The organism is Thermomonas sp. (assembly GCF_029945965.1).
GTDB lineage: Bacteria > Pseudomonadota > Gammaproteobacteria > Xanthomonadales > Xanthomonadaceae > Thermomonas.
In genome coordinates this window covers 207,188-231,746 of record NZ_JAQSDO010000020.1, presented here as the reverse complement: position 1 = coordinate 231,746, position 24,559 = coordinate 207,188, and the positions used below count along the sequence as shown (strand labels likewise).

At 62.7% G+C, this 24,559-nt stretch carries 22 protein-coding genes; 8 read left to right on the top strand and 14 right to left on the bottom strand.

Annotated features, from left to right (window positions below; genetic code table 11):
• Positions 1-41: 41 nt before the first annotated feature.
• The 3 genes from PSV05_RS13775 to PSV05_RS13765 all read left to right on the top strand — a co-directional run bounded on the left by PSV05_RS13775 (position 42) and on the right by PSV05_RS13765 (position 2,406).
• Positions 42-767, top strand: coding sequence for a class I SAM-dependent methyltransferase (locus tag PSV05_RS13775; RefSeq protein WP_300066287.1), 726 nt, complete (start codon positions 42-44; stop codon positions 765-767).
• On the top strand, positions 764-1,897 hold the full coding sequence (gene rffA, locus PSV05_RS13770; protein WP_300066284.1) for a dTDP-4-amino-4,6-dideoxygalactose transaminase: 1,134 nt from the start codon (positions 764-766) through the stop codon (positions 1,895-1,897). The genes PSV05_RS13775 and rffA overlap by 4 nt, the downstream gene beginning before the upstream one ends.
• An 80-nt stretch (positions 1,898-1,977) precedes the next feature.
• A complete protein-coding gene (locus PSV05_RS13765; RefSeq protein WP_300066281.1) occupies positions 1,978-2,406 on the top strand; it encodes a hypothetical protein in 429 nt (142 codons plus the stop codon).
• A 96-nt stretch (positions 2,407-2,502) separates the two neighbouring features.
• Here the strand turns inward: PSV05_RS13765 and PSV05_RS13760 are convergent, their stop codons facing one another.
• The 14 genes from PSV05_RS13760 to PSV05_RS13695 all read right to left on the bottom strand — a co-directional run bounded on the left by PSV05_RS13760 (position 2,503) and on the right by PSV05_RS13695 (position 18,705).
• Positions 2,503-4,038, bottom strand: coding sequence for a hypothetical protein (locus PSV05_RS13760; protein WP_300066278.1), 1,536 nt, complete (start codon positions 4,036-4,038; stop codon positions 2,503-2,505).
• Positions 3,993-7,505: a glycosyltransferase gene (locus tag PSV05_RS13755; protein WP_300066276.1), complete on the bottom strand. Its 3,513-nt coding sequence runs from the start codon at positions 7,503-7,505 to the stop codon at positions 3,993-3,995. The genes PSV05_RS13760 and PSV05_RS13755 overlap by 46 nt, the downstream gene beginning before the upstream one ends.
• Positions 7,506-7,728: 223 nt before the next feature.
• Positions 7,729-9,831, bottom strand: coding sequence for a type II secretion system protein GspD (locus PSV05_RS13750; RefSeq protein WP_300066273.1), 2,103 nt, complete (start codon positions 9,829-9,831; stop codon positions 7,729-7,731).
• A 46-nt stretch (positions 9,832-9,877) separates the two neighbouring features.
• Positions 9,878-10,372: a hypothetical protein gene (locus PSV05_RS13745; protein WP_300066270.1), complete on the bottom strand. Its 495-nt coding sequence runs from the start codon at positions 10,370-10,372 to the stop codon at positions 9,878-9,880.
• On the bottom strand, positions 10,359-10,949 hold the full coding sequence (locus PSV05_RS13740; protein ID WP_300066267.1) for a hypothetical protein: 591 nt from the start codon (positions 10,947-10,949) through the stop codon (positions 10,359-10,361). The genes PSV05_RS13745 and PSV05_RS13740 overlap by 14 nt, the downstream gene beginning before the upstream one ends.
• Positions 10,946-12,061 carry a hypothetical protein gene (locus PSV05_RS13735; protein WP_300066265.1) on the bottom strand — a complete coding sequence of 372 codons (1,116 nt, stop codon included), beginning with the start codon at positions 12,059-12,061 and terminating at the stop codon, positions 10,946-10,948. Before PSV05_RS13735 ends, PSV05_RS13740 begins: the two co-directional genes overlap by 4 nt.
• Positions 11,964-13,058: a type II secretion system protein GspK gene (locus PSV05_RS13730; protein ID WP_300066262.1), complete on the bottom strand. Its 1,095-nt coding sequence runs from the start codon at positions 13,056-13,058 to the stop codon at positions 11,964-11,966. Before PSV05_RS13730 ends, PSV05_RS13735 begins: the two co-directional genes overlap by 98 nt.
• Positions 13,058-13,654: a hypothetical protein gene (locus PSV05_RS13725; protein WP_300066259.1), complete on the bottom strand. Its 597-nt coding sequence runs from the start codon at positions 13,652-13,654 to the stop codon at positions 13,058-13,060. The genes PSV05_RS13730 and PSV05_RS13725 overlap by 1 nt, the downstream gene beginning before the upstream one ends.
• Before the next feature lie 2 nt (positions 13,655-13,656).
• Positions 13,657-14,076: a prepilin-type N-terminal cleavage/methylation domain-containing protein gene (locus PSV05_RS13720; RefSeq protein WP_300066256.1), complete on the bottom strand. Its 420-nt coding sequence runs from the start codon at positions 14,074-14,076 to the stop codon at positions 13,657-13,659.
• A gap of 5 nt (positions 14,077-14,081) precedes the next feature.
• On the bottom strand, positions 14,082-14,483 hold the full coding sequence (locus PSV05_RS13715; protein WP_300066254.1) for a type II secretion system protein: 402 nt from the start codon (positions 14,481-14,483) through the stop codon (positions 14,082-14,084).
• A 2-nt stretch (positions 14,484-14,485) separates the two neighbouring features.
• A complete protein-coding gene (gspG, locus tag PSV05_RS13710; protein ID WP_300066251.1) occupies positions 14,486-14,941 on the bottom strand; it encodes a type II secretion system major pseudopilin GspG in 456 nt (151 codons plus the stop codon).
• 10 nt (positions 14,942-14,951) lie between these two features.
• Positions 14,952-16,151: a type II secretion system F family protein gene (locus tag PSV05_RS13705; protein WP_300066248.1), complete on the bottom strand. Its 1,200-nt coding sequence runs from the start codon at positions 16,149-16,151 to the stop codon at positions 14,952-14,954.
• 3 nt (positions 16,152-16,154) lie between these two features.
• The gene (locus tag PSV05_RS13700; protein ID WP_300066246.1) at positions 16,155-17,903 is read right to left on the bottom strand and encodes a type II/IV secretion system protein; all 1,749 of its coding nucleotides are present in this window, start codon (positions 17,901-17,903) and stop codon (positions 16,155-16,157) included.
• Positions 17,893-18,705, bottom strand: coding sequence for an ABC transporter permease (locus PSV05_RS13695; protein ID WP_300066243.1), 813 nt, complete (start codon positions 18,703-18,705; stop codon positions 17,893-17,895). Before PSV05_RS13695 ends, PSV05_RS13700 begins: the two co-directional genes overlap by 11 nt.
• A gap of 387 nt (positions 18,706-19,092) precedes the next feature.
• On the opposite strand from PSV05_RS13695, the gene PSV05_RS13690 reads away from it, so the two are divergent.
• The 5 genes from PSV05_RS13690 to PSV05_RS13670 all read left to right on the top strand — a co-directional run bounded on the left by PSV05_RS13690 (position 19,093) and on the right by PSV05_RS13670 (position 24,505).
• On the top strand, positions 19,093-20,547 hold the full coding sequence (locus PSV05_RS13690) for a hypothetical protein (RefSeq protein ID WP_300066240.1): 1,455 nt from the start codon (positions 19,093-19,095) through the stop codon (positions 20,545-20,547).
• A 181-nt stretch (positions 20,548-20,728) separates the two neighbouring features.
• Positions 20,729-21,946: a polysaccharide ABC transporter ATP-binding protein gene (locus PSV05_RS13685; RefSeq protein WP_300066237.1), complete on the top strand. Its 1,218-nt coding sequence runs from the start codon at positions 20,729-20,731 to the stop codon at positions 21,944-21,946.
• Positions 21,943-22,863 (top strand): glycosyltransferase, encoded by a 921-nt coding sequence (locus tag PSV05_RS13680; protein ID WP_300066234.1) that lies wholly within the window; start codon positions 21,943-21,945, stop codon positions 22,861-22,863. The genes PSV05_RS13685 and PSV05_RS13680 overlap by 4 nt, the downstream gene beginning before the upstream one ends.
• Positions 22,851-23,714, top strand: a complete 864-nt coding sequence (locus PSV05_RS13675) for a hypothetical protein (protein ID WP_300066231.1) — start codon at positions 22,851-22,853, stop codon at positions 23,712-23,714. Before PSV05_RS13680 ends, PSV05_RS13675 begins: the two co-directional genes overlap by 13 nt.
• Entirely contained in the window at positions 23,711-24,505 is a 795-nt protein-coding gene (locus PSV05_RS13670; protein WP_300066228.1) for a sulfotransferase, read from the top strand. Before PSV05_RS13675 ends, PSV05_RS13670 begins: the two co-directional genes overlap by 4 nt.
• Positions 24,506-24,559: the final 54 nt, after the last annotated feature.

The window sequence follows — 24,559 nt, the reverse complement described above, 5'->3', positions numbered from 1 at the left end:
TCCTGGCCGGAGAGGCGCCGGGATACGATCCAGCCCACTATGTGGAACTGAGCACCCTCGAGGCTGGAAACTTCTGGTTCAAGGCACGCAACGCGTTGATCCTTGATGCAATCGATGACTATGTACCTGCTCGGGGGGATTTCCTCGAGATTGGTTGCGGCACGGGGTTCGTGCTTGGGGCGATTGCACGGGAGTACCCCGGCATGCGCTGCCAAGGTTCCGAAATCTTCGTGGAAGGCCTTGAGATCGCAGCGCGGCGACTGCCGCAAGCGGGGTTCATGCAGATGGATGCGCGTCACATCCCGTTCGTGGACCACTTCGACGCGATTGGGGCATTCGACGTGCTGGAACACGTGACCGAGGACGAGGAAGTGCTCCAGCAGGTGCGCAGTGCGCTACGCGCGGACGGCAGGATCCTGTTGACCGTTCCGCAACATCCATGGCTGTGGAGCGTGCAGGATGAGTACGCGCATCATGTCCGCCGCTACCAGCCCAGGGAACTGGAAGACAAGTTGCGTCGCAACGGATTCCGGGTAATTTTCAGCACTTCCTTTGTCGCGCTGCTGCTGCCCGCGCTCGCTGCATCCCGCCTGGTGAAGGGCAACAAGGCCCGTGAGCAGGATCCGTTCCGCGAGTTCAGGCTGCCGGGTTGGCTCAACCGCACCCTCGGAGGCATCATGGCAGTGGAACGGTTCCTGATCCGGATGGGTGTCCGTTTTCCGATTGGAGGTACCCGCTTGATTGTTGCCGAGAAAATCCCCGCATGATTCCCTTCAACCGGCCGTACATGACGGGGCGCGAGCTCCAGCTGATCGCAGAGGCGCACGCGAACGGCCATCTCTCGGGCGATGGCCCCTTCACCAAGCGATGCCACGCTTGGCTGGAAGCACAAACGGGGGCAGCCCGCGCCCTGCTCACGCATTCCTGTACCGCGGCGCTGGAAATGAGTGCACTCCTGCTGGACCTCGAGCCCGGCGACGAGGTGATCATGCCCTCGTATACGTTCGTTTCGACCGCCAATGCATTCGCCCTGCGCGGCGCTGTGCCGGTGTTTGTCGACGTTCGGCGGGACACGCTCAACCTCGATGAATCGCTGGTGGAGGCAGCAATCACACCACGCACGCGCGCGATCTGCGTGGTGCATTACGCCGGCGTGTCCTGCGAAATGGATACGCTTCTGGCCATCGCGGCACGGCACGGCCTGGCCGTCGTCGAGGACGCCGCCCAGGCAATCTTCTCCACTTACAAGGGCCGTCCATTGGGAACCTTGGGTGACCTTGGCTGCCTGAGCTTCCACGAGACCAAGAACATCATTTCGGGCGAGGGTGGAGCATTGCTGTGCCGGGATGCGCACTACGCCGAACGGGCCGAGGTGATTCGCGAGAAGGGAACCAACCGCAGCAAGTTCTTCCGTGGCCAGGTCGACAAATACACCTGGGTCGACATCGGCTCCTCCTACCTTCCCAGCGAACTGATCGCGGCATTCCTGGCCGCCCAGATGGACGCCGGCACGCAGATCACGCAGCGGCGCCTTGCGCTTTGGGACCGGTACCACGAGTGGGCCACCGGCCATGAGGCGGCGGGCCGCCTGCGGCGCCCGATCGTCCCGGCCGATTGCACCCACAACGGACACATGTATTATTTGTTGCTGCCGAGCCTGGAAAAGCGCACTGCGTTCATCCAGCACATGAACGACTCGGGCGTGGGCACGGTTTTCCACTACATACCACTGCATTCGTCCCCGGCCGGCCTGCGCTTCGGTCGTGCCTCCGGCGAGCTGCCGGTAACCGACGACCTGAGCGCCCGACTGGTGCGCATGCCGCTCTGGATGGGCCTCGAAGAGCACATGGACGAGGTCCTGGCAGCGGCAGACAAAGCCCTGTTGTTGCTCGATTAGGCCCACTGTCTCGTTGGTCCCTCACGTTCGAGTCCGGTTTCCAGTTGTATAACAGCCCACCCAATTTCCCAGGAGACTTTATGCGCGTCCTACTTGCACTGCTTCTCGTTTGCTCCGTGTCTGCGTGCAACCGCCCAGCCGCGGACACCTCTTCGCCGACGGCAGGCGACCAGACACCCGTCGCCGCAGCAACCGCCGCGGCACCTGCCGACGAGCCGGCAGTCGACACCGCCACCTGCGCCTTCTGCGCGTCACCCGCATTCGTGCGCACTTGCGACATCGCCGCCGGGGTTCGCACGACGCTGCACTGGAACGTCACCGACCCCAAGATCACCAAGCTGGGCATCTTTGTCGTCGATGACGCCGGCAAAGATTCGCCATTTGCGGAACAGGGTTTGGTCGGCTCTCTCGAGACTGGCCCATGGCTCAAGCCTGGACTGACGTTCAAGCTCAAGGATTCGAACGGGAATGTCCTGAACACGATCGTCATCAAAGGCAAGGCTTGCTGAAACAGCAACGTTCCGGATGCGCCGTTCGGCTCACTTGCCTTGATGCAGCGGGCCGGACGGCGAGTCAGGTGAACGATGTCCGCTGAGCATCAGGCTTTATCGTGCTGAGTCCGGTGTATCCGTGACCAGCTTCTGCAGTCCGTAGCGGGATACGAATTCCCGCGAATAGATGTTGAGATGGTGTTGCTTCAGGAAAGCCATCGCAGCTTCGCGTTTCTCCGGTGGCATCTGGCAAACCGTCAGGATCGGCACGCAGGACGCCGGCATCCTGCCTTCGCCCAATACCAGCATCTCACGGGCCATTTGATGATAGTAGGACGCAAGGAAGGGTGCCTCGTACCAAGTGAAGTTGGCTAGCAGAACTTGCAAGGCGATCAGCAACGTCAACGAAAGCACGACCATCGCTCGAACGATTGTATTTGCCGTGCGCAGTGGCTGCCCCAATACCATCAGAATCAAGGAAACATTACTGAGCAGGTAGATCACCGCATAGCGCGGGTCGTGCAGGTAGTTGATGCCGTACTCGGGTACCCGCACGTAAATGATCCCCGCAACCATTGCGTAGAAAAACAGCATCAGGGCCACAGCAAGGAACAACGGCGCGTTCCAGGTGCAACGCCAGGCTCGCCACCAAAACCACCCATGGGCCAGCAACGCGATGGCCGCCAGTCCAGCCTGGACGGACCACTCCCGGCCAGGGAAGTAATAAGTCAGTTGGAACACATGCGCCAATGTCGTACCCAACACGATTCGACCAATCTCCAGCGCACCAACTCGCAGTGCCCACATGCGCTGCACGGCCGCCAAGATCCCTCCGTCGTCGCCTGGGGACAACGCCGCGGGCTGAAGGTATGCATGGCTGACAGCCAGGTAGGCCAGCTCGCTCATTACGACCAACCCGATGGCGAGCAATCCTCTGCGCCATCGATGGGTTTTTGCCGCCGCCAGTACCAACGCGATGATCACGGCCGTTGATATCAGGATGCCGACGTCATCGAACAGGAATGCAGTCAGCAACGAACTGACGAGGAGCCCGGTGTAGCGGCGGTGTACCAGCGCTCGCCAGGCAAATACCCCTCCAAGCGCAGCAAAAGCGTAGTAGATGTAGCTGAGGGTGACCAGTGACCAGCTGAAAACAAGCCCGCTGTTGAACGTGACGAGTACGGCTGCAATAGAAGCGATGGCAAGGCCGTGCAACCACGGTGGCTGCATTTTCCGTGCATCGGCCCATGTGCCGGCAACCAGGATCACGAAGGTCGCGAAGGCGAAAACCAAGCCCATGATCGCCTCGAACACGAAGTCCAGGCCCAACCATTGTGCATTGAACAATAGCAGCGCCTTCACCAGCGGCTGGGCGTGGTCCGTTACATCGCGCTTGACGAAGAAGTCCGCAATACTTGGCCCTACATCCAATGCATGCTGCAGAAATGCATCAATGAAGTACCACGCATCCGATGAAACCAGTGGATTCCCGGCATAGGCAATATAGGCGGCCGCATTGAAAAACGCTGCGAACGTCAATAACGAGGCGGCGAAAACCACAAGCAACTTCACCCTGCTGGCGGGCATGTGATGCGAAGCGAGAATCACGGTCTTGGACCACGGTAAACATGGGGGAGCCATGGCCCCCACTTCGCCTCGTAGATGGCCTTGTTCTTCTCGAACAGGATCTGTTTTCGTTCGACACCCAGACTGTCGAAGCTGGCCGAGAGATGGTGATGGACAAACACGTCTTCGGCGCAAGCCACCTGGAAACCCTCCAGATGCACGCGGCGGCAGTAGTCATCGTCTTCGAAGAAGCCGATGCCGAAGTCCTCGTCCATGGGTCCAACCCGCTCGTAAACTTCACGCGGCATCGCGACACAGAAGAACGCCGCGTTGTGCAACGGGATCGATCGGCCCGCATGGGCGCGCGTGTACTGACCGGCCTTTTGGATCATCTCGACCATGTCCGAATACTGGATTTCAATTCGGGCCTCGTTGCCGATGTTGTTGGTAATCGGTCCCACCAGCCCCACGCGTGGGTCGCGTCGCAGGTGCGCACACAATGTGCGGACCCAGCCCGGCGTCACGTAGGTGTCGTTGTTGAGCAGGATCAGCACCTCGCCGGTGGCAGCGGCCAGACCCACGTTGTTTCCCGCCGAGAACCCGAGGTTTTCCTCGTTGAGGACCAAGCGCCGGCGGTGACCCGCTGCCGACGGCTCTTCTGCCCAGTTGCGCAGCCATTCCGCTGAGCCATCACTGGACGCGTTGTCCACTACGATGATTTCCAGCGCCGGATAGTCGCTGTAGGCCTCGATGCTGAAAAGGCAGGCCTTGGTGTAAGCCAGGTTGTTGTAGGTCAGCACCACCACGCTAACGACTGGCTCCTCGATCACCGCCAAAGCGTGATCGAGTGAAGCCGCCCGGTGGTCCCACGTCTGCCCGGCGGCAAACGTCCTGCGCGCAGCGACCTGGGTCGGATCAGCTTCACATGTCAGCTGCTCGGCCACGGCATCAACGAAGCCCTCAGCACTTGCCACTTTCACCAGCCCTTCGAACTGGACCATTTCCGGGAGGTCGACCGTGACTACCGGCTTACCTGCTGCGAGGTATTCGTAAACCTTGACCGGGTTCGTCGCGAGGGTAAGCGGAAGGACCTTGAACGGCAGCAGCGCGACATCGAAAGCATGGAGGTAGTATGGCAATCGGGAATACGCAACCTCGCCAGTGAACTCCACGTTGGGCACATCGGACAGCGCAGCAGCGGCGCCGGCAGTATCGCTTCCGACCAGAAGCACCAGCACGTCCGGTAGCGACAGGGCCAGGTTTCTGATCAGGTCGAGGTCAAACCATTCGGCGATGGCGCCGTAATAGCCGATCACCTTGCGGCCGCGCGCATCCCGGAACACCTCGTCGGGCACAGCGCTGAAGAACTCATATTCACCCGCATTGCGGACCATGGCGCTGGCGCGAGCAATCGGCGCGATCTCCTTCTCGAGCCAGGAGGACGTGACGATGACCAGATCAGCGTCGCGAATGATCGCGCCTTCGGCTTCAAGCACGCATGCGGCGTTGTTTTCAAAGCCGCCGTGGTGGTCCATGCAGTCGTATACAAGCCGGGCGTTGGGCAGGCTGCGCAGAAGCGGACGCCAGTAGGGGTGCTGGACGAGGGAGATCGACGCGCGCGTGTGGGTCCAAGCCAGCAGCTCGGACAGGCTCGCATGCAGGGCTTGCGCCTGTTTGTCGTCCGGAAGCCCGAAGTAGATTGCAGGTGCGCCTTCCTGTTTCAGGTGGACCTGGAACAGCCGCCCGGATTCGTCCAGCGGGTCCAGGTGGAATCCCGGCACAGCCGAGTCCACGAAATTGTTGGACATATAGAACACGCGGTGTCCGCGGGCTGCGAGTGAGCGCGCCAGATGCTGCGGACGCTGCATCCGGAAATGCCAGTCGATCACCGCCCAAACGAAAACATCAGCACGGCCTTCCACTGCCGGGGCCAAGTGCATTGCCGTTGCGAGGGCTTGATCGGGAAGACTGCTCGGCGCGATCGCCCTGCTTCCCATCGGCAAACTTTGCTCGATCAATTTAACCCTGGTCGCTTTGGAGAGACCAGGAAGCCTGACCAGCGCTCGCCGGACCAAACTTTTCAGGATTGCCGACTCGTTGGTACCCCAGTCTCCGCGCACCAGTCGCATCGCTGCCCGCAGTGGCTTCGTCCATCGCCAGGATCGCGAGCGGACCACGTATGCAAGCGTGCGTGCATCCAGGCAGAGCAAGTCGTTCTTTGCTCGCAAAGCGGAAAGCTCGGCCGAAAGCGAGTCGCTATTAGACCGCACATCCTCCAGCTCGCCTTCCAGACTGGTGGACCGCAGCTTGAGAGAACCCACTTCCCGCTGGAGCTCGTCGGCAACCTGGGCCTGACTATCCAACCGCGCCTGGTGTGCCTCGACCACCGCCTGACGTTCGGCCAGCTGGCGCTCCAGCGCCTGGAAACTCTGCTGCCGCTCACCCAGCTGAACAACGAGTGCGTCCGCGCGCTCTCGCTGCTCCACAGCTACCTGCTGCCATTCAAGAGCCTGCTGTTGCGAGCTTGCCAAGGTGTCCGAGAGTGCGCCCAGCCGGTCCGCCAGCGCCGCAAGCGCTGGTCCGGCATCCCGCGCAGCCTGCAAATGCGCGGCAGCCGTGGCCGCCGCTGCCTGATGCCTGGCTGCGGTTTCCTGCATGCCCTTTATATCGTGGGAAAGCACCCGAACCAGTTCCTGATGATGGTTCTGCTGGGCCAGCTCCAATCCGCTGATCCGGCTTTCCACCGCAGCGTGGACGTCCGGCGCTGCCTCGGCTCGGGCCACGCGTTCCCAAAGCCTGTGCTCGGTCACCCGCCAGGCCGCGGCCAGGCTTCCCGCAAGCGAAAGAAACGGCGAAAGCCGCTCGCGCCACTCCGCGGCAAACCCCACCGGCAAGATACCGTCCCCATGTGCCACGGAGACCAGGGCCTTCCATAGTTCCCGGATCGGCAGCGGGACAAGTTCGGCACTGCGCTCGGCATCAGAGTGATGGTGGCGCTGGCTTGGCTCGATGATTGCCTGCAGTGCCTCACGATCCCATGACAGAGCGCCCCAGCCCGGCAGCAAGCGAATCCGATCGAGCACTCGCCCAGGCTCGTCCATCAGTTGATCGTAAGTGGATACGGCCAAGGGGATGCCCTGGGCCTGCTCCATTGCCGCCAACGTGTACTCCAGCCACAGCAATTGCCCTTGCCCAAGCGATAGTCCGTCACGCACTGCGAGGGACTGGGCAACCTCCACAGGGTCACGCACCATCAGCAAGCCCGCCAAGTGGATGCCCGGCGCACGCGCCGCATCCACCCACAGGCCTGCGAACAAACTCAAGCGAGGGTCCTTGACCGCCCAGTTGCGATGCGTACCTCTGTCTCGTGACAGGTAGCCAGCCAGCGTGGGACGCACATCGATACTGGCCGCTGCAGCGATCGCCTCTGGCGTGGGGACCGGCAGGTCATGCCAGCGTCGCCCCATTGCAGCCAACAGGCGCTCATGCAGCTCAACGGCCACCGCATCCTCCCAGTGACCGGCTTCGTTGCCGGCGCTGCCACCGATCAAGCGCGTGCCGATGTCGATGCCGCAATGCTGGATCAAGCGCGCGAGAAGCGAGGTCCCGCTGCGGTGCATGCCAAGGATGAGCAAGCCATGCGATGCAGTGGCCACACCGTCCAATCCCGTGGGGCCAGTCGCCATTTCAGTCATTCGCTACAAAATCCATGGAAGTATCGCCGTTGAGCACTCGCCAGGTCGCCGGCTCAGCAGCATCGGTCACCTGAACGAATCATGGCGGTGACGGAGTGCTCGGTACCACTTTGATATTGATAGGCACCGTCGAATTGGGTAGCTCCAGCAATTCATAGCGCTCACCCAGTGAGCGGGTCAAGGCGGTCGCCTGATCGTCGGACTCGACGATGTACGGCACGATCATCAGTATCAGCTCCGTACGATTCTTGCGTTTAGTCTGAGACTTGAACACATTGCCGAGGATCGGAATGTCCTTGAGATAGGGGACGCCCGAGTCGGCGTTGGTCATGCGCGAGGACATCAAGCCACCAATCAAGATGGAACTGCCATCGCGCAGGCTCAAGCTCGTGCTGACAGCCCGATTGAAGATCGAGGGCGATTGCACTGCGGAATTCGTGCCTAGTGGAAGCGCCTCGCTGACCTCCTGCCGGATTTCGAGGTCAACCCGATTGTCGGAGTAGATGATCGGCTTGATGTTGAGGATGATGCCGGTCTTGCGGTACTGGATCGTCTGCAGGAGGTTTGAAGTGCCTTGAGTCTGTTGTGGCGATGTGCTTTGTGAGGAAACCGTAGGCACTTCCGTTCCGACATCGATGCTCGCCTCCGCGCCACTCTTGACCATCAACCTGGGCGTCGAAAGCACCGTGACGCGGTTGTCTTCGGCAAACGCGCGCAACTGGGCCCGAGTCTGGCCCGCTACGTCGAGCAGGTAAGTGAGTCCGCTGGAACCGCTGGTGGCACCCGCCAATACGCCTTGGGAAAGAGTGCCGTTGAAACGTCCGACATCATTCTTTGCCAGCCACGAAATTCCGAACTCCTCGTTGTCGTCCAGGCTCACCTCGGCGATGGTGACCTCGATCATCACCTGGCGCGCAGCCTTGTCCATCTGCTTGACCAGCGGCAGGATCCTGCCCCAATCCGATGCCGGCCCCTGGAAGATCAGCGCGTTGCGCGGTTCATCCACCACCAGCCGTCCCCCGGACAATCCACCTGCCGCCGCCGGGGTTACTGCCACTGCTGCCGGACCTGCAAGTGCAGGCACTGCGGCAGCCACCGGCTGCGCCGCCGCGGCACGCACTCCATTCAATGTCTTGGCAATATCCTCAGCCCTGGTGTTCTGGGCAAGGTAGTAGAACAAACTGTCGGCGCCTGCAGTCGGGTTGGGATGATCGATTGTCCGTGCCCATTCCACCGCATGCTCCAGCACGCCGGCATCGGCCGCGAAGATCAGCACGGTATTGGCGGATGACAGCGGCAAGACCACCACGGCTGTCGACTGGATGACACCCTGGCCGGTATGGATCGAAGCTCCGTACCCTTCGGCCACCAGTACATCGACCAGCCGCTTGGCCAATTCATCCGCCGTCACGAAAGCAGGCTCGAGACGGGTGCTGACACGACCTCTCATATAGGGACGGTCCAGCACCTGAATGGCGGCAACGGCTTGCCTCACGATGTCCGGTTTGCCGTAGAGCACAACCGCGTTACGGTTGAGGTCATCCTGGATCTCCAGACCGTCGGTCTTGAACGCGGTCCTCAGCCACTGGTTCACGTCGGAGGTGCGCACCGATTGCAGTTCCACCAGTTGGAAAATCGGGCGATGAGTCACCGGCACCTGCGGCAACGTGCGACCGCTCAGCACCAGCGGTGGCTCGAAATCGCCGCCTTGCGACTTCAGCCTGAACAGTACACGACCGTCTTCGTAGCTGGTGCTCACGCCGTATGCCTTGAGAACCTGCACCGCCAAGCGATAGAAATTGGCAGGCGATTGCGGACCGGACGTGCGCAGGGTGACGAGGTCGTTGAGTTTGGCGACGGCAGGGTCCATCTGGAAGGTGACGGCCAGGATATTCCCGAAGAACTCATTGATGAATGCCGGGACCGGCACCCCTTCAATGTTTGCATTGACGGGCCCACCCTTCACGGGAGGCATGCCTTCATAAACGCCCAAACCCGAAGCAGCCGAACCCACACCCGGCGGAGTAGGAGTGGGACTACGTCTGAGCGCCTCTGAAGGCGGCGTTCCAGTTGCCAACGCCTGTGCCGTCGCCGAAACCTTTGGATAGACCGGATCCAGCGGCTCGGGCAACCTCACCTTCACCGGTTGCGCGCATGCGCCAGCCAGGAACGCGATGATCAAGCCCAGCAGTGGCACTCGCAAATTTTTCATCTATTGATTCCAGAACTTAATTCTTGACCGGGGCACCCGGATCACAGGATCCCTGGACCGCAGATTCCGCTGGAGCATAAAGATCGCGACCATAGCTGCACCCGTCCAGCGCATAGACCACGCCAGAGGCCGCAATCTGTTTGATCACACCCCCATCAGGCAACGACCCGCCGATACGAATGCGCTGTGCGTCCGTCGACGTGCCCGAAAAGACCAGTGCCGCAAGAAACGGATCGGAGATGATACCCGCAAGCCTCCACACCGTACGCTTAACACCCGGCTCGCTGCCAGCGGCTCCGCCCCAGACCGGTGCATCGCGAGCGGTGGCAAATTCCTTCTCCGACGGACGCAGGTCATCCAGGCCCTGGGGCGGCTTCCATTGCTGCAAACGCTGCGAACCAGGCGCCGGGACGATCACCGGCCAGACCAGCCCCAGTGTCGCGCCGGCCACCAAGCCTGACAGCGCCCATGTCAGTAACGGATGTCTCTGGATTATTTCAGCGGCCCGCATCGGCATGATCCCCCGCCACCCGCACATACGAAACCACGGTCAATTGGAAGGTCTGGTTCTCGCGGTTGAGCAACATCGCCTCCTCGATCACGGCCACCGAGCCGCGCTTTTCGACCTGCTGGATGATGTTCAGCACCGCCCTTGGCGGTAAAGCGCCGGAAAGGACGATCGGCACCCGCATCAGACCCGGCTGCCCTTCCACCACTTGCGGCTCTTGCGTCTGGAGCTGTATCGCACCACCGTGCACACCGGCCAGGTCCCGCGCCCAAGTCTGCGCGCCTGCCTGAGCAAGGCCGAGGCTGGCCACTTCGGGTATTTCCGCTTCAAGCGCCTTTCTAACCCGCGCTGCAGCTTCCGCACGAGCAGGCCATTCATTCTGGTTGGCCATTTCACGCAGCTTGTGCAAGTACTGCCTGCGCTCGACGTAATGCGCATGCAGGGCCGTACGCCAGTCCATCAATAGAAGCGCGGAATAAAACGCCAGGATCGCGGCAATGACGATAAGGCCCAGGCGCAGGCGTGCATTCTTTGCCAGCTCCTGGCGAACCTGATCCAGCAAGCGCTTGGCGGCGCTCATTTGGCTGTCTCATGGAGGGAGTTCGCGCTGGCAATGTCGGCCTTGATGATCACTTCGTTACCGGCACGGCCTATATCGACCGTAACGTTGCGGAAAACCTTCGTTGCCTCCCAGCCGCGCACCAGCGCGGTCGGATCGGGGTTGGCCATTTGCACAACGACCTCCAGCGAGTGGCTGTCGGGCATGCGCCACTCGAGCAGCTTCCAGTTGCCCCCTGGGGTTGCGGCAATCACTGCCGACATGAGCTGGAGTTGCCGCCGGGGAGGGCGCAACTTCAATAGTTTGTCGATTGCCACCACGTCGCGCTCCGCAGCTTCTCGCGCGGCAAGCGTGTCGCCTACGCCCACGGCCTCCTTTTCGATCACCCGCTCCAACATTACTGTCTTGATGGCCAATTTGACGGAAGCCGTCAGTGGCGTCGCCAGCAATGCCACCACTAATCCGGCCGCAACACACTGCAACACCTTCCGATGGCGGCCAGCAAGATCCGTGAAGCCGGCTACCCGCTGCCTGGTCCATGGCAAGCGCAGCATGGGAAGCGACTCGACCACCGGCATCGCGTGGCTCGCGGACAAGCCGGCTCCGCGGCGAAAGCCGTTCCACTCATCCAGTGTCGGCACGGCAGCCCACCACTGGCAGGCGATCATCACGTGGTCGCGCCAGACACGACCCTCCATTCCTTCGTCCATCGTGACGAGAAATGCCTCACCTGCATGCGGGGTGCCGCGATATAGCGTTTCGGGCAGAACCCGACGAGGCGGCGCCACCAACTCGCCATCGCCGAGCTCGAGGATCTGGCTCTGCGACCAGGCCCATACCATCGCATGCGCGCCAACCCAGTCAATGTGGTGGCGGGTGTCGGCAAAAGGTGACCAACGCTGCACCGTGATGTCCGCATAGGCCTTGCGCCTGACGAACGGGATTGCGGTGGCATCAAGCAGCGTGAATGCACAAAAGCGCCTCGCCAGGATCCACTCCTGACCGACACCACCTTCTTGCAGCAGCGTCAGCCCATCACTGCGGCGCAGCATGCGGCTCGGCGAAAACCTTTGCCGCAACCGGCCGAGCCATGCCTTGCTTTGCTGTTTCGTCACCAAGATGAATGAACTCATAGTCCTCACGCCAAGGCCGCCCACCGTCGTCGCGGGGGGTCAGGGTCCAGTGCAGGACCATAACCGCTCCACCTTCTGGCGACCACAGCTTCAGAGTTCCCGAAGCCATAGGATACAGCGCCAACAAGTCTTCGTTGACCGGGATCGCCCCCGCTACGCCATAGAATGCCGTCAAGCTGGTGAATGGGGTAAGCGTCCTGGCGGCCACCGCACGCTGCGCCATCGACGCGTCCACGCCTGGAAGCGTTTGCAGCACGCGCGCCGGAGCGGTGTTGACGTTGATCTGCGCCGAGCGCACCACCGTCAGCGAATCGTTGAGGTCCTTGTCGCTGATGCCCGCCAACGCCTTATCCCAGCCGATCACCCGCCTCAGCTCCATCGGCGTCGACAACGTTCGGTTGCTCGGAGGCGATCGCCCGAGGCGCTCATACTCGCTCCGCTCGGCGCTGTTCAGCCGGTACAGGTCATCGGGATCCTGATAGTCCTGCAGCAAATTGAACAGAGTCTCGAAAGGCCTCGCGGCTGGCTTTGGACCATTCCGCACGGCCTGGACATAGTTCGCGAGCAGCGCCGGCGGTGCCCAGTTGATCGCCAGCAGCCCTCGATCATCCTGCAGTGAGAAACGGGTGCCGTCGAGACCTTGGTGGGCACTTGAATCGAGTGCCACCTCGTTACCCACCGGCATGTATGAGAGCTGCTCGTCGCCGTTGCGCTGCGAAAGACGCTCGTCTTCGCTCAGCACGATACGGTCATCCACCGTAAGCCCGCCGAACGTCATGCGCTGGCTGGTCAACAGGTACAGCACCGTCGCACGCGTGCTGGCCATGGCGATCTGTTCACGCAATTGCCGCTCATGCACGATCTGCTCGTCGCGCAACCGTTGCGTGATCACACCGATAACCGATGCCAGGACCGACAGGATCACCAGTACTGCCAGCACCGCGATCAGCACGAACCCACTGTGTTTGCGCATTCTGCCGCGCATGGCCGCGCCCATCACTCCGGCTCCAGCTCAAACGGATCATCGTGCACGATCAGTGGCCCCGACACCGAAGCCAGGCGGACGCGTTCACCAACCCCTGTACCCCGCACGAATCCAACACCGGCCGGCAGGCTCTCCTGCAGACCTTGGGCGGGTGGCCACTGGTCATGCTGTTGGCCGTCGCGGTCGAAATAGACGAAGCGCGCTCCGTCGAAGTCACGCAGCGGCATTGACCAGCGATCCTTCCCGTCTTCGGCGTAAGCGATCTCGCCGCCGTCGGCGGTTGCACGAAGTTGCCATTTGATCGCCGAAGGAGCGCCGCCCGAACCGTACAGTGGATTGAGCGTGACGCCTTCGAAGCTCGAGCGGCTGCCGACGAAAGGCTTCGCAGGGTCCGCCCGCAGGCCACGCACGCCGTCAACCAGCCACACCTCAAACAAGGAGGAGCGATCCATTTGTCCCGCCTGCGCCGCAATCCTCTGCTGCGCGATGCGGTAGCTGTTGAGCATCTGGAACATCATCGTGGCCGCCATCGACACCAGCACCAGCATCACCAATGTCTCCATCAGGGTGAAGCCGGCGCTGGCGGCACGCAAGCGTGGTGCGCTCACCTTCATTCCTCCTCCAGCACGCCAGTCTGTTTGTAGCCCAACTGCCGCACCTGGAAGCGTTGTACCTCGACGCCATCGACCGAAAGCCGGACATCGAGCAAGTACAGCTCGACTTGAAAAATCGTCGGCAGCCCGTTCTGGTACACGGCATTGCGTGCCGGCTCGACCGGCTTCGAATCCCATTCAATAACCAGCTGTCCGATTTCGCGGCGCCCGCGTGGGGTTTTCATGGGATTGACCAAGCGCAAGGCGTCGATCGCGGAACTCGTCAACGCCGCGACCTCGCGCCGCTCCTGCACTCGCGATAACGTCTTTATATTGACGCCCAGCCACGAGTACAGCGCAAGCACGCCCATGCTGAAGATCACCAGCGCGACGATGGCTTCAAGCAGGGTAAAACCGGCTGACCGGCGCAAACCCAATCTGGTCACTCCGCCCGGATCACGGGATCGCAGAATGGCGCCCGCGCTTCAATCGTTGCGCTGCGTCCGTTGTTCGCGAGGCGGATGATCCCGCCGTCACAGACGCCGTTGTGTCGAACCGTCCAGGGCGCGTCTGTGGTTGCCGTCCACCCGGGTCCTACGCGCAGCACTGGCGGATCTGCCGCGAGCGTATCGCCACTGATGACGACGTCACGGCCTTGCGCACGCGCGGCGGCAGGCAGCACGCGCACCTGGTCCAGCACCGATTCGATTTCACCTCGACGCTGCCAGGTTTCGATGCCGCGCAGGGTCGCCGGCGCGACTATTGCGGTAGCGAGACCGAGGATTGCCAGCACCACCACCATCTCCAGCAGGGTGAACCCGCGGCGCCTGTGCAATCCCGCCACGGTCACTGCGCGGGCTTGCGCCCGATATCCGCGTCTATGCCTTCGCCGCCGGGCTTGGCGTCGGCTCCCAGTGAATACAATGAATATGGCTGGCTGCCGCTGGCGGACGGTGCGTAATGGTAGGGATTTCCCCAAGGGTCGTCAGGCACGTCGTCGTTGATATAAGGCCCCGCCCAGGACTTCGCGGCACGCGGCTCCGTGGGTACGGTGACGAGGGCGCCCAAGCCTTCTTCGGCTGTTGGAAATCGGCCCATGTCCAGGCGCAGCGTCTGCAGCGCGCCGCCGAGCATCTTTATCTGGGTGCCGGCGGTCTGCACCTTGGCCTTGTCGGCCTGGCCGAAAAGCCTGGGCCCGACCAGACCCATGATCAGGCCGATGATCACCAGCACGACGATCATCTCCAAGAGGGTGAAACCGCTCTGGATGCGGACAAAACGGGGTGGTCGGATTGCAGTCACGGCATACCTCTTATATGGCCAGATCGTTGGCGCTGGTAATCGCCAGGATCACGCCGAGAATAATAGTGCCGATCACGCTGCCGATGAGCAAAATCGCAATCGGCTCGATAAGGATGAGCAGCTTTTTCATGCGGTTGCGCCCCGACTCCTCGTAGAGGCTCGCCAGCGACAGCAGCATGCCGGCCAGCTTGCCGGAGCGCTCGCCGACGCGCACCAGATTGTAGCCGGTAGGCGTTAGCGCTTCGTGGTCCTCCAGCGCATCTGCCAGGGCGCTGCCGCCACGCACCGCACGGGTGACCTCGCCCATGCGGGCAAAGCGATGAGGGATCTGAAGCCCGGCCTGCGCCAACTCCAGGGCGCGCATCAGCGGCACCCTGTTGGCCAGCAATGCCGCGAGCACCTTGGCCCAGCGCGACGTGTCGGCCTCGACCAGCCACGCGCCTACCAGCGGCAGGCGTGCGGCACGATCCACCAGGTCGCGGCGCACTTGCGGCCGCCGCAGCGTGAACGTCAAGGCCGCGACTGCAAGTCCAACCGTGAGCACCAGGGCACCAAAATGGCTGCGCGTCCACATGCCCAGGCCCAGCACCGCCCATGCGAGAAACGGCAGGTCGGCGGAGTGCTTCAGCAACGAGGCGAACTTCGGCACCACGAACAGGAACATCATTGCGACCGCGCCGGCCCCGGCCAGCACCAGCACCGTGGGGTAGATCAGCGCGTTACGCATTTCATTGCGCAATTGTTGTTCATACTCCAGCTGGCGTGCAGCATCGGTCAGTGCACGGCCCAGCTCACCGGTCAGCTCGCCAGCCTTGGCCAGCTGCACTACATACTCGGGCAATGGCAAACCGCTGCGAGCGAGCGTGACCGAAAACGCTTCGCCGCGTTGCAGGTCGCGTGCCATGGTGGTGAACGCCAAGGTGATGCCGGGATGATGCGCCGACGCGGCCTGCGAGCCCACCGCATCGGCAACAGTGACGCCCGAGGTCAGCATCGTCGCCAGTTCCTGTATCGACAGGATCACGTCGACAGACTGCACACGTCGACGACGCCCGCTGCCGGCGGCACTGGCTTCGCCCGACTTCAAGGCGACCACCGCCAGCCCGCGGCGCTCCAGCACCCGCATTGCATCGCGCTCGCCCAGCGCGCGTATGACGCCGGAAAAACTCTGGCCGGCGCTGTTCAATGCCTCGTACTTGAACTTTGGCATCGGTCAGCTGCCGGTCACGCGCAATACCTCTTCCACCGTCGTCTGCCCGCGCCACGCCTTCAGCAAGCCGTCGTCGCGCAGGAACCGGTGGCCTTCGGAACGCGCCAGGGCCTTCATCGCGTTGACGCTGCCGCCGGTGACGATCAGGTGCTGCATCTGCTCGGAGACCGGAATCATCTCGTAGATGCCGAGACGGCCTTTGTAGCCCGTGCCCAGGCACAGCGGGCAGCCGACCGCTTCGCGCCATTGCGCCGGCTGCCCCGGCATCACTGCATGCGCAAAAACTTCCGCCTCCGCACGCAGTGCCAGCGGCACTTCGCACGGTTTCGCGCAGCTGCACAGGCGGCGCACCAGCCGCTGCGCCTGCACGGCGCGGATCGGCGTGGCGACCAGGAACGGCTCCACGCCCATGTCGATCAGCCGTGTGAACGCGCTGACCGCATCGTTGGTGTGCAGGGTCGACAGCACCAGGTGCCCGGTCAAGGCGGCCTGTACCGCGATCTCGGCGGTTTCCAGGTCGCGGATTTCGCCGATCATGATGACGTCCGGATCCTGGCGCAGGATCGAGCGCAGGGCGGTGGCGAACGTAAGTCCGATGTCCGGATGCGCCTGGATCTGGGTAATCGCAGGCAACTGGAACTCGACCGGGTCCTCAACGGTGATGATCTTCTTGAGGCCATCGTTGGTTGCCGCGAGCGCTGCGTACAACGTCGTCGACTTGCCCGAGCCAGTCGGACCGGTGACCAGCACGATGCCGTTGGCTTCCGCGGTCCATGACCGCATCATCGCCAGGTGGTCGGCCTCGAAGCCGAGCCGGTCCAGCCCGAGTTCCTTGCGCTCCTTGGGCAGCAGGCGCATGACGATCGATTCGCCATGCACGCCCGGCAATGCCGACACACGAATGTCCATTTCCTGCCCACCCACGCGCGTCGACATGCGTCCGTCCTGCGGCAGCCGCCGCTCGGCGATGTCCATGGCGGAGATCAGCTTCAACCGCGATGCAACCGCGTCGAAGCGCTCTCGCGGCAGCTGCAGGCGCGCGTGCAGCACGCCGTCGATACGGAAGCGCACGGCGAACTGGCGCTCCTCCGGCTCGAGGTGGATGTCCGATGCGCGCTGCTCGACCGCCTGCGCAAGCAGGTTGCTGACCAGCTCGACCACCGGCGCCTCTTCAGCCATCTCGCGCAGGTGCTGGACGTCGCCACTGTCGAAGCCACCGGTGTTCGCGCTACGCGCCAAGGCGTCGAGCATGCGGTCCAGATCCTGCGCCCGGCACAGGCAATACTGCATCGGCACGCCTGGAAACGCATGCCGGACCGCCTCGCGCAATGCTGGCAACAAGGGGTCGCGCGCGGCGCAAAGCATGCCGCCATCGGCGTCTGGCCATACCAGCGCCTGCTGGTCGACCAGCCAGTCCAGCCCTGCCGGCGCGCTCGAGCCCGCCAGGCGCAGCACATCCTCGTCTGGCAAGGGCAGGTCCAGCCCCAGCACCGGCAGTGCCAGCTGGCGCGACAACACCTGCAGGAGGCTGTCCTCGCTAAGGGCGCCGATCCGCATCAGCACGCTGCCCAGGCGCCCGCCGATCTTGCGCTGCAGATCCAGTCCGCGCTCGAGGTCGGCAACCCCGATCAAGCCCTCTTCCAGGAGCATCTCGCCCACCAGCATCTCGCCCACAAGCATTGGCGTCGGCCTGGGGTCCGGATCCGGCTTCGATAACGGCGTATCCGGGCTCATCGCGAAGTCAGATGACATCTGCAAATCCCTTCTTGAGCGATGCGAATGCCCACAGCCCGAACAGGTAGATCGCCATGGCCACCAGCGCATAGGCCGCCAGCGCGCTCCAGTCGGGCCACTGGCCCTCGAATACGACCATGCGCAATTGCTCGATAGGGATGGTAATCGGGTTCAGGGACAGCCATGGCTGGAGGGCTTCTGGCATCGCCGATCGCGGAAAGAACACCGGCCCGAGGAACATCGTGACCATCACCAGCGGCCCGACCAGCTGGGCCAGGTCGCGAACGTACACACCCAATGCCGCGAACAGCCAGGTGAGGCCCAGCAGCAAAGCGGCATACGGCAACACCAGCAGCGGCAAAGACAGTTGCGCTACCGCGAAGCCAGTCCCCCACAGACCGTTCGCAAGGATCAGCAGGGCCAGCGCAATGGCCAGATGGGTCAGCGCGGATAAAAGGTTGATCCAGCCCAGCACCTCAAGTGGGAACACCACCTTGTTGACGTAGTTCGGCTGCGACACCACCAGCGTGGGCGCAGCATTCAGCGACTCGGCCAACAGTCCGTGCATCAGGATTCCCGAAAATAACCGCAGCGCGACCATTCCTATGCCCACATCCGAGCCGCCCGGCCATCGCGCAGGCAGGACTACACCGAAAACCAGGGTGTACACCCCCAGCATCAGCAGGGGAGTCATCAGCGACCACAGCGATCCGAACAGGGAGCCACGGTAGCGCCCGACCATCTCGCGCCGGGTCAGGATCTGGATAAGCGAACGGTGGCGCCAGGGATGGGCCAGCGAAGCGACAAGCTTGGGAGACACACGACCTCCAAGAACAATTCCTAGGCACGTCGGCCAGGCGGCTCGGTGCACACTGGCGGCCAGTGTAAACGCAGCAGGCTGGTAGCCTGCTGATCTACCCGCCGACCTGGTCAACAAGCTTTCACGCATGCCTTGACAAGTGCAGGGTTCATAAACCAACACTTGACGGAACTTTAACCCTAAGTTAGCGTTCTCCCCGCAGCTTGATGTCCTTGGGGGAAGGTTCCTGTAGTTTCTGCATCGGGACCTTTCTTTACAGCCTTTCAGATATGCCTGGGAACAGCTGGTTGCCGGAAGCTGTACGCTTACTGGTACCAGGCGACACAGTAGTGCATCCAGTTCAAGTTGCAAACCTTAAGTATTTTCCTGACAGGAGTTAAATTCGACATGTCGATTTTCAAGAAAAATGTCCTCGCCGCTGCCCTCGTGGCCGGCTTGGTACTGGCCGGCTCTGCCGGTGCGTACACGGTCTGGACCGGCGGTGACCTTACGCCAGAAACGGTTGCCACCCAGTCGGGCGCAACCTTCAGCATGACCGAAGCCGTCTCAGTCAATATTGACCTGGGCGACGCGATCATCGGCCGCACCACCGGCTTCCAGGTCAAGATCACCTTGGCCAGTGACGCCTTTGGCACGGGGGGTCCGAAGTTCAACAACGTTCCCAACACGGGCGCGTTCACCCTCGGTAGCGCGACCGTTGGCGGTTGGAGCTCCACCCTTGCCGCAGGCGGCACCCCTGGCACGGCGATCGTCCAGTACAGCGTCCAGCCGACCAATCCTGGTTCCGTGATCAACAATGGCGTTCTCGGCATGCTGGCCCCACTGAATTTCGCGACTGCTCCGGCCAACGTCTGGGCTACAGTCGAGATCATCGATCCAGTGACCGGCACCGGCCTGCACACTAAAACGATTCAGCTGGTGACACGTGACGACGGCCTGGCCTTCACCTGCGCCGCACAGCCAAACCCCGACAAGATTGACGTCGGCGTCAACGGCGCCTACCCGACCGCCAAAACCGGTTTCACCGATATTGGCTCGAGCTACGCAATCGGCTCCGCCAATCACAGCACTGCACCGTTGGGCACCATCTCCGTGGCCGCCACCGCCGGATTCACCCTGAACGTGGCCCCCGGTGGTGACACCCTGACCTCGCGCGTCGGCGGCGATTTCACGTCGTTCACGAACGTGTTCCTGGCCACCAGCAACACCTGCGCAACCAACATTGGCTCGTACACGATCAACGCGGCCAAGACGCAGGCAAACCTCAGCAAGACGTTCTCGGCATTGAACACTGCCGGTGGTGCCTTCACCGGCGCCGGCGGTTCGGCCACCCTGTGCGTGTCGGTCAATGGCACCACCCAGGTGGCGGCGCAGACGTTCACCGTGCAGAACGGCATCAACGGCACGCTTGAAGCCGACGCCTGCGACGTGGCACCGATCGCCTACAACGGTTCGGTCGTGCAGGTCTATCACATCAACCCGGCCGGCAATTCCACGGCACAGTCGTTCGTCCGCGTGATCAACCCGAGCAACGTTTCGGGCACGGTCACCCTGGAAGGTATCGATGACGCGGGCGTAGCCGGCGCTACACCGATCAAGTTCGTGCTTGGCCCGAAGAAGTCCATGCAGATCAACTCCAATGACCTGGAGGCCGGCAATGCTGCCAAGGGCCTTACCGGCGCCTGGGGTGACGGCACGGGCAAGTGGCGCGCCATTGTCACCGGTGAGTTTGGCAACATGCGCGTGCAGGGCCTGAACCGCAACGCCAACGACGGCACGGTCACCAACTTGACCGACGCCGATGGCCAAGGCGAGCAGGTATGGAATAAAGTGTTCGATTGATTCGTTAGCTAACGCGTGACAAACGGGCGGCTTAGGCCGCCCGTTTTTTTTGCCCAGCCTGATGCCGCGACAAAGCACGTCTGATCGGCGATCATCCGCGCCTGCCTCATTGAGTCTCTACGTGGATCAAGGCCATCCCCTACCCGCCATACGCGTGCATGGCGTCAGCAAGACCTACCGCATGTGGGCGAACCCCGGCGCACGCCTGCTGGTTCCGCTACTGGTGCGCGCCGGCAACCGCCTTCGCCCTTTGAGCGCGCGTCTGTCGCAGCGCCTGCTCGACGCGGCGCACCGGCGCATGCATACACACCTGGCACTGACCGACATCAACCTGACCCTGGTGCGTGGCGAGGCCTTGGGCATCATCGGGCTCAACGGCAGCGGCAAGAGCACGCTGCTGCAGATCATCGCCGGCGTGCTGCCACCTTCGTCAGGCACGGTGGAGGTCAACGGACGCGTCGCGGCGTTGCTGGAACTCGGTTCGGGTTTCAACCCGGAGCTCAGCGGCCGCGAGAACATCTTCATCAATGCAGCAATCCTGGGCTTGTCGCGTGCCCGCGTGGAGGCGGTGCTGGACGACATCATCACCTTTGCCGACATCGGCGCGTATGTCGACGAACCGGTCAAGACCTACAGTTCGGGCATGGCGTTGCGACTGGCATTCGCAGTGCAGGTCCACACCGAACCCGACATCCTGATCGTCGACGAAGCCCTGGCAGTCGGCGATGCCGCGTTCCAGGCCAAGGCGATGGCACGCATCGACCAGATCCTGTCCAGCGGAACCACCCTGCTGTTCGTAGGTCACGATCTCAATGCAGTCAAGGCGTTCTGCCATCGCGCGATGCTGCTGGAGGGTGGGCGGATCATCGAGGAAGGCCTGCCCGACGAGGTCATCACCGAGTACCTGCTGCGTACCCATCGTCGCGCGCTGGAAGCCAAACTTGACCCGCAAGCCGCAAAGCTCAAGCGCCTGGCGGATGGCTACGGTGTGGCCGACGGTTACGTGTCCCGGTCGAGCCTCAACGATACCCAGCACGCCACCCTGGCGCACGGCGAGCGTGTGACGGTCGCATTGCTGATCCGGCTCAACCCCTCGATCCGCCACCCGGGGATCATTTTTGACGTCCTGGACGGCCGCGGACTGCAGTTGACCGGCCGACGGATTGCCCTGCCGCCGGTAGCGGACGTGGCTGATGTGGCGCTGACGATAACCTTCGATGCGTGCTTCCAGCAGGGCATTTACCGGATCCGCATGCGCGTTGTCGATGCACCCAGCCTTGAGCAGACGACCGTCTTGTCGCGCCAGGAAGGCGCGCTCTCGTTCGAAATCGTCGACGACAGCCGCGAGCACTTCACCGGCCTGTTCCCGGTGCCAATGGCGATTCAAATCCAGTCATGACGCGGCGGCTGTTGTTTCACCGCGATTTTCACGGGTACACCGGCGGGCACGGCAAAGTCTGGGACTACTTCAACCACACAGCCGAGCACCCGGGATGGTCAGCTGCGGTATACCTCACCGCAGGCAGCCTGGATCAACACAACCCCTGGCGGGTGCATCCGGTGCCGGTAGATCTGCATTGGAACCCGCAGTCGGCGTCGGTGCTGTTCCTGGCCGGGCTGGATTGGAATGCGTACCCGATGGATAAGGCCACCAAGCCGGTGATCAACCTCATCCAGCACGTACGGCACGCCGACCCGGCAGATTCCCTTCATCGGCATTTGTCGCGGCGCGCCATCCGCATCTGCGTCAGCCAGGCAGTGGCTGACGCCATCTGCGGCACCGGCCTGGTCAATGGCCCGGTACGGGTCATTCCCGCTGCCATCGACCTGGACGGCCTGCCGCAGGCCACGCCTGCGCGCCAAGGGATATTCATCGGCGCAACCAAGCAACCCGAACTGGGTCGGATGCTGCTCGCGCGACTGCAGGAGCAGGGCCGCGACGCCACGCTCATCGATCAGTGGATGCCACGCGAGCGCTACCTGGCGTTGATGGCGCAACACCGGGTCGCGGTGCTGTTGCCGTCGCCCACCGAGGGATTCTTCCTGCCGGGACTGGAATCCATGGCGCTGGGATGCGCCACGGTGGTGCCCGACTGCATTGGCAACCGAGAGTATGTGCGGCCTGGGGTCAACGCGCTGGCACCGGCGGTTCAATTGGATGCGCTGGTCGATGCAATCTCCCAGCTCGATGATGCACGGTACGCGGAGAAGCTGATCGCTGCGGGCCAGGCGACTGCCGCCGCGTTCGGTCTGGATGCCGAACGAGTCCGGTTCCACGCGCTCCTCGACGAAGTGGACAGGCTGTGGGCGAACTGACCTCGCCGAACCTCATGCTGACCGGCGTTCCTCGGGGTGGGACGACGCTCGCCTGCCAGCTACTGCAGCAATGCCAGGACACAGTCGCGTTGTTCGAGCCAATGGATGTGGCGACATTGCCGCGCGATCGCAGTGCGGCCGTGCTCGAGGTGCAGCGTTTCTTCGTCGCCTGTCGCGAACAGTTGCTGCTCGATGGCAGCGCACCCAGCAAGCATGTGGGCGGCGCAGTGCCGGACAATCCCTTCGCCAGCGAGGTAGGCACTGACGGCACACGCGCAATGATCGCAGCGCATGGGCGGGTCCGCATCGAGCCGCGTCCGGCACCCGGCTTCACCCTGGTAATCAAGCACAACGCAGCATTCGCCGCGCTGCTGCCGGAGCTGTCGACGACATGCCGCATGCTGGCGATCGTGCGCCACCCGCTGTCGGTGCTGGCATCGTGGAACTCAGTGGACCTGCCAGTGCGCTCCGGACGCATTCCCGCCGGGGAACACTTCGACCCGGAACTCGCCGCGCGGTTGGACCAGGAAACGGATCCACTGCGGCGGCAGCTGCTGGTGCTGGAATGGTTCTTCTCGCGGTTCAATCGACTGCTGCCGATCGGCGAGGTCCTGCGCTACGAAGACATGATTGGTTCGCAGGGCGAACAGCTGTGCGCGTTGGCCGGTGTCCACGGCACCGCAATCACCGGCCTGTCGGAACGTAATGCCAATGTGCTGTATCCACAGGCGCTGATTCCGCAACTTGTCGAAGCGCTGGGCAAACAGGCCGGTAGCTGGCAACGCTGGTATCCCCCTGAAACCTTCGAGCCGCTCGCCAAGCGAATGCTTGCCGCACGCGGGATGCCATGAACGGCCCCACGGTTCGGTTCCTGATCGGCGGCGTACAGAAAGGCGGGACTTCGGCGCTGGCACGCTATCTCCAGTCCCATCCCGACATTCGCCTGCCCGCCGGGAAGGAAGCGCACGTGTTCGACGATCCTCGGGCAAGTAACTGGACCGCAGTGCGTTTCGAAGCGGAGTACGAGGGCCATTTCCCGAACATGCAGGGGTCCCGACCCGGCATTTGCGGCGATGCCACGCCGATCTACTGCTTCCATCCCGCACTGATCGAACGAATCGCACGCTACAACCCGGCCATGCGCTGGATCATCCTGCTGCGCGATCCGATCGAGCGCGCAATTTCGCATTACTACATGGAGCGCAACCGTGGGCAGGAGTCGCTCTCGCTTGCTGCCGCGCTACTGGCCGAACCTTGGCGACTGCGAGGAAAGCAGGACGACTTTTCCGCCGACTCCTCATTGCGGCGCCACAGCTACTGCGCGCGGGGCCGCTATGCGCGGCAGCTCGACGCGCTTTACGGGCACTTTCCCCAGGATCAGGTCCTGATACTCAGGAGCATGGATCTGCTCGCCCACCCCGCGAACTCGATGGATCGCGTGCACGCATTTCTCGGCGTGGCCCCGCAGACCGGGGACAGGCAATTCGAACGGGTCTTTCAGGGCAGCTATGCAGGCCAGGGCAGGCACCCATGGGTGCGTTGGGTCTTGCGCCAGCGCTTTCGCCGCGAACTGTCGCTACTGCGCTCGCGGCACGGTGTCAGCTTCGACAGCAACTTCAAGCACACCTCGACAGTGGCATAATCGCCTCCCTTCCCTGTAGCAGGATCGATGGCGAACCCGCCATATGGCCTGCTG

Excerpts from the sequence above, each read along its gene's own strand:
- PSV05_RS13730 (WP_300066262.1), bottom strand. The coding sequence starts at position 13,058 with ATGGGCGCGGCCATGCGCGGCAGAATGCGCAAACACAGTGGGTTCGTG.
- PSV05_RS13670 (WP_300066228.1), top strand. The coding sequence starts at position 23,711 with ATGAACGGCCCCACGGTTCGGTTCCTGATCGGCGGCGTACAGAAAGGC.
- PSV05_RS13740 (WP_300066267.1), bottom strand. The coding sequence starts at position 10,949 with ATGAGCGCCGCCAAGCGCTTGCTGGATCAGGTTCGCCAGGAGCTGGCA.
- PSV05_RS13765 (WP_300066281.1), top strand. The coding sequence starts at position 1,978 with ATGCGCGTCCTACTTGCACTGCTTCTCGTTTGCTCCGTGTCTGCGTGC.
- PSV05_RS13700 (WP_300066246.1), bottom strand. The coding sequence starts at position 17,903 with ATGTCATCTGACTTCGCGATGAGCCCGGATACGCCGTTATCGAAGCCG.
- PSV05_RS13735 (WP_300066265.1), bottom strand. The coding sequence starts at position 12,061 with ATGAGTTCATTCATCTTGGTGACGAAACAGCAAAGCAAGGCATGGCTC.
- PSV05_RS13690 (WP_300066240.1), top strand. The coding sequence starts at position 19,093 with ATGTCGATTTTCAAGAAAAATGTCCTCGCCGCTGCCCTCGTGGCCGGC.
- PSV05_RS13745 (WP_300066270.1), bottom strand. The coding sequence starts at position 10,372 with ATGCGGGCCGCTGAAATAATCCAGAGACATCCGTTACTGACATGGGCG.
- PSV05_RS13680 (WP_300066234.1), top strand. The coding sequence starts at position 21,943 with ATGACGCGGCGGCTGTTGTTTCACCGCGATTTTCACGGGTACACCGGC.
- PSV05_RS13705 (WP_300066248.1), bottom strand. The coding sequence starts at position 16,151 with ATGCCAAAGTTCAAGTACGAGGCATTGAACAGCGCCGGCCAGAGTTTT.
- rffA (WP_300066284.1), top strand. The coding sequence starts at position 764 with ATGATTCCCTTCAACCGGCCGTACATGACGGGGCGCGAGCTCCAGCTG.
- PSV05_RS13685 (WP_300066237.1), top strand. The coding sequence starts at position 20,729 with ATGTGGGCGAACCCCGGCGCACGCCTGCTGGTTCCGCTACTGGTGCGC.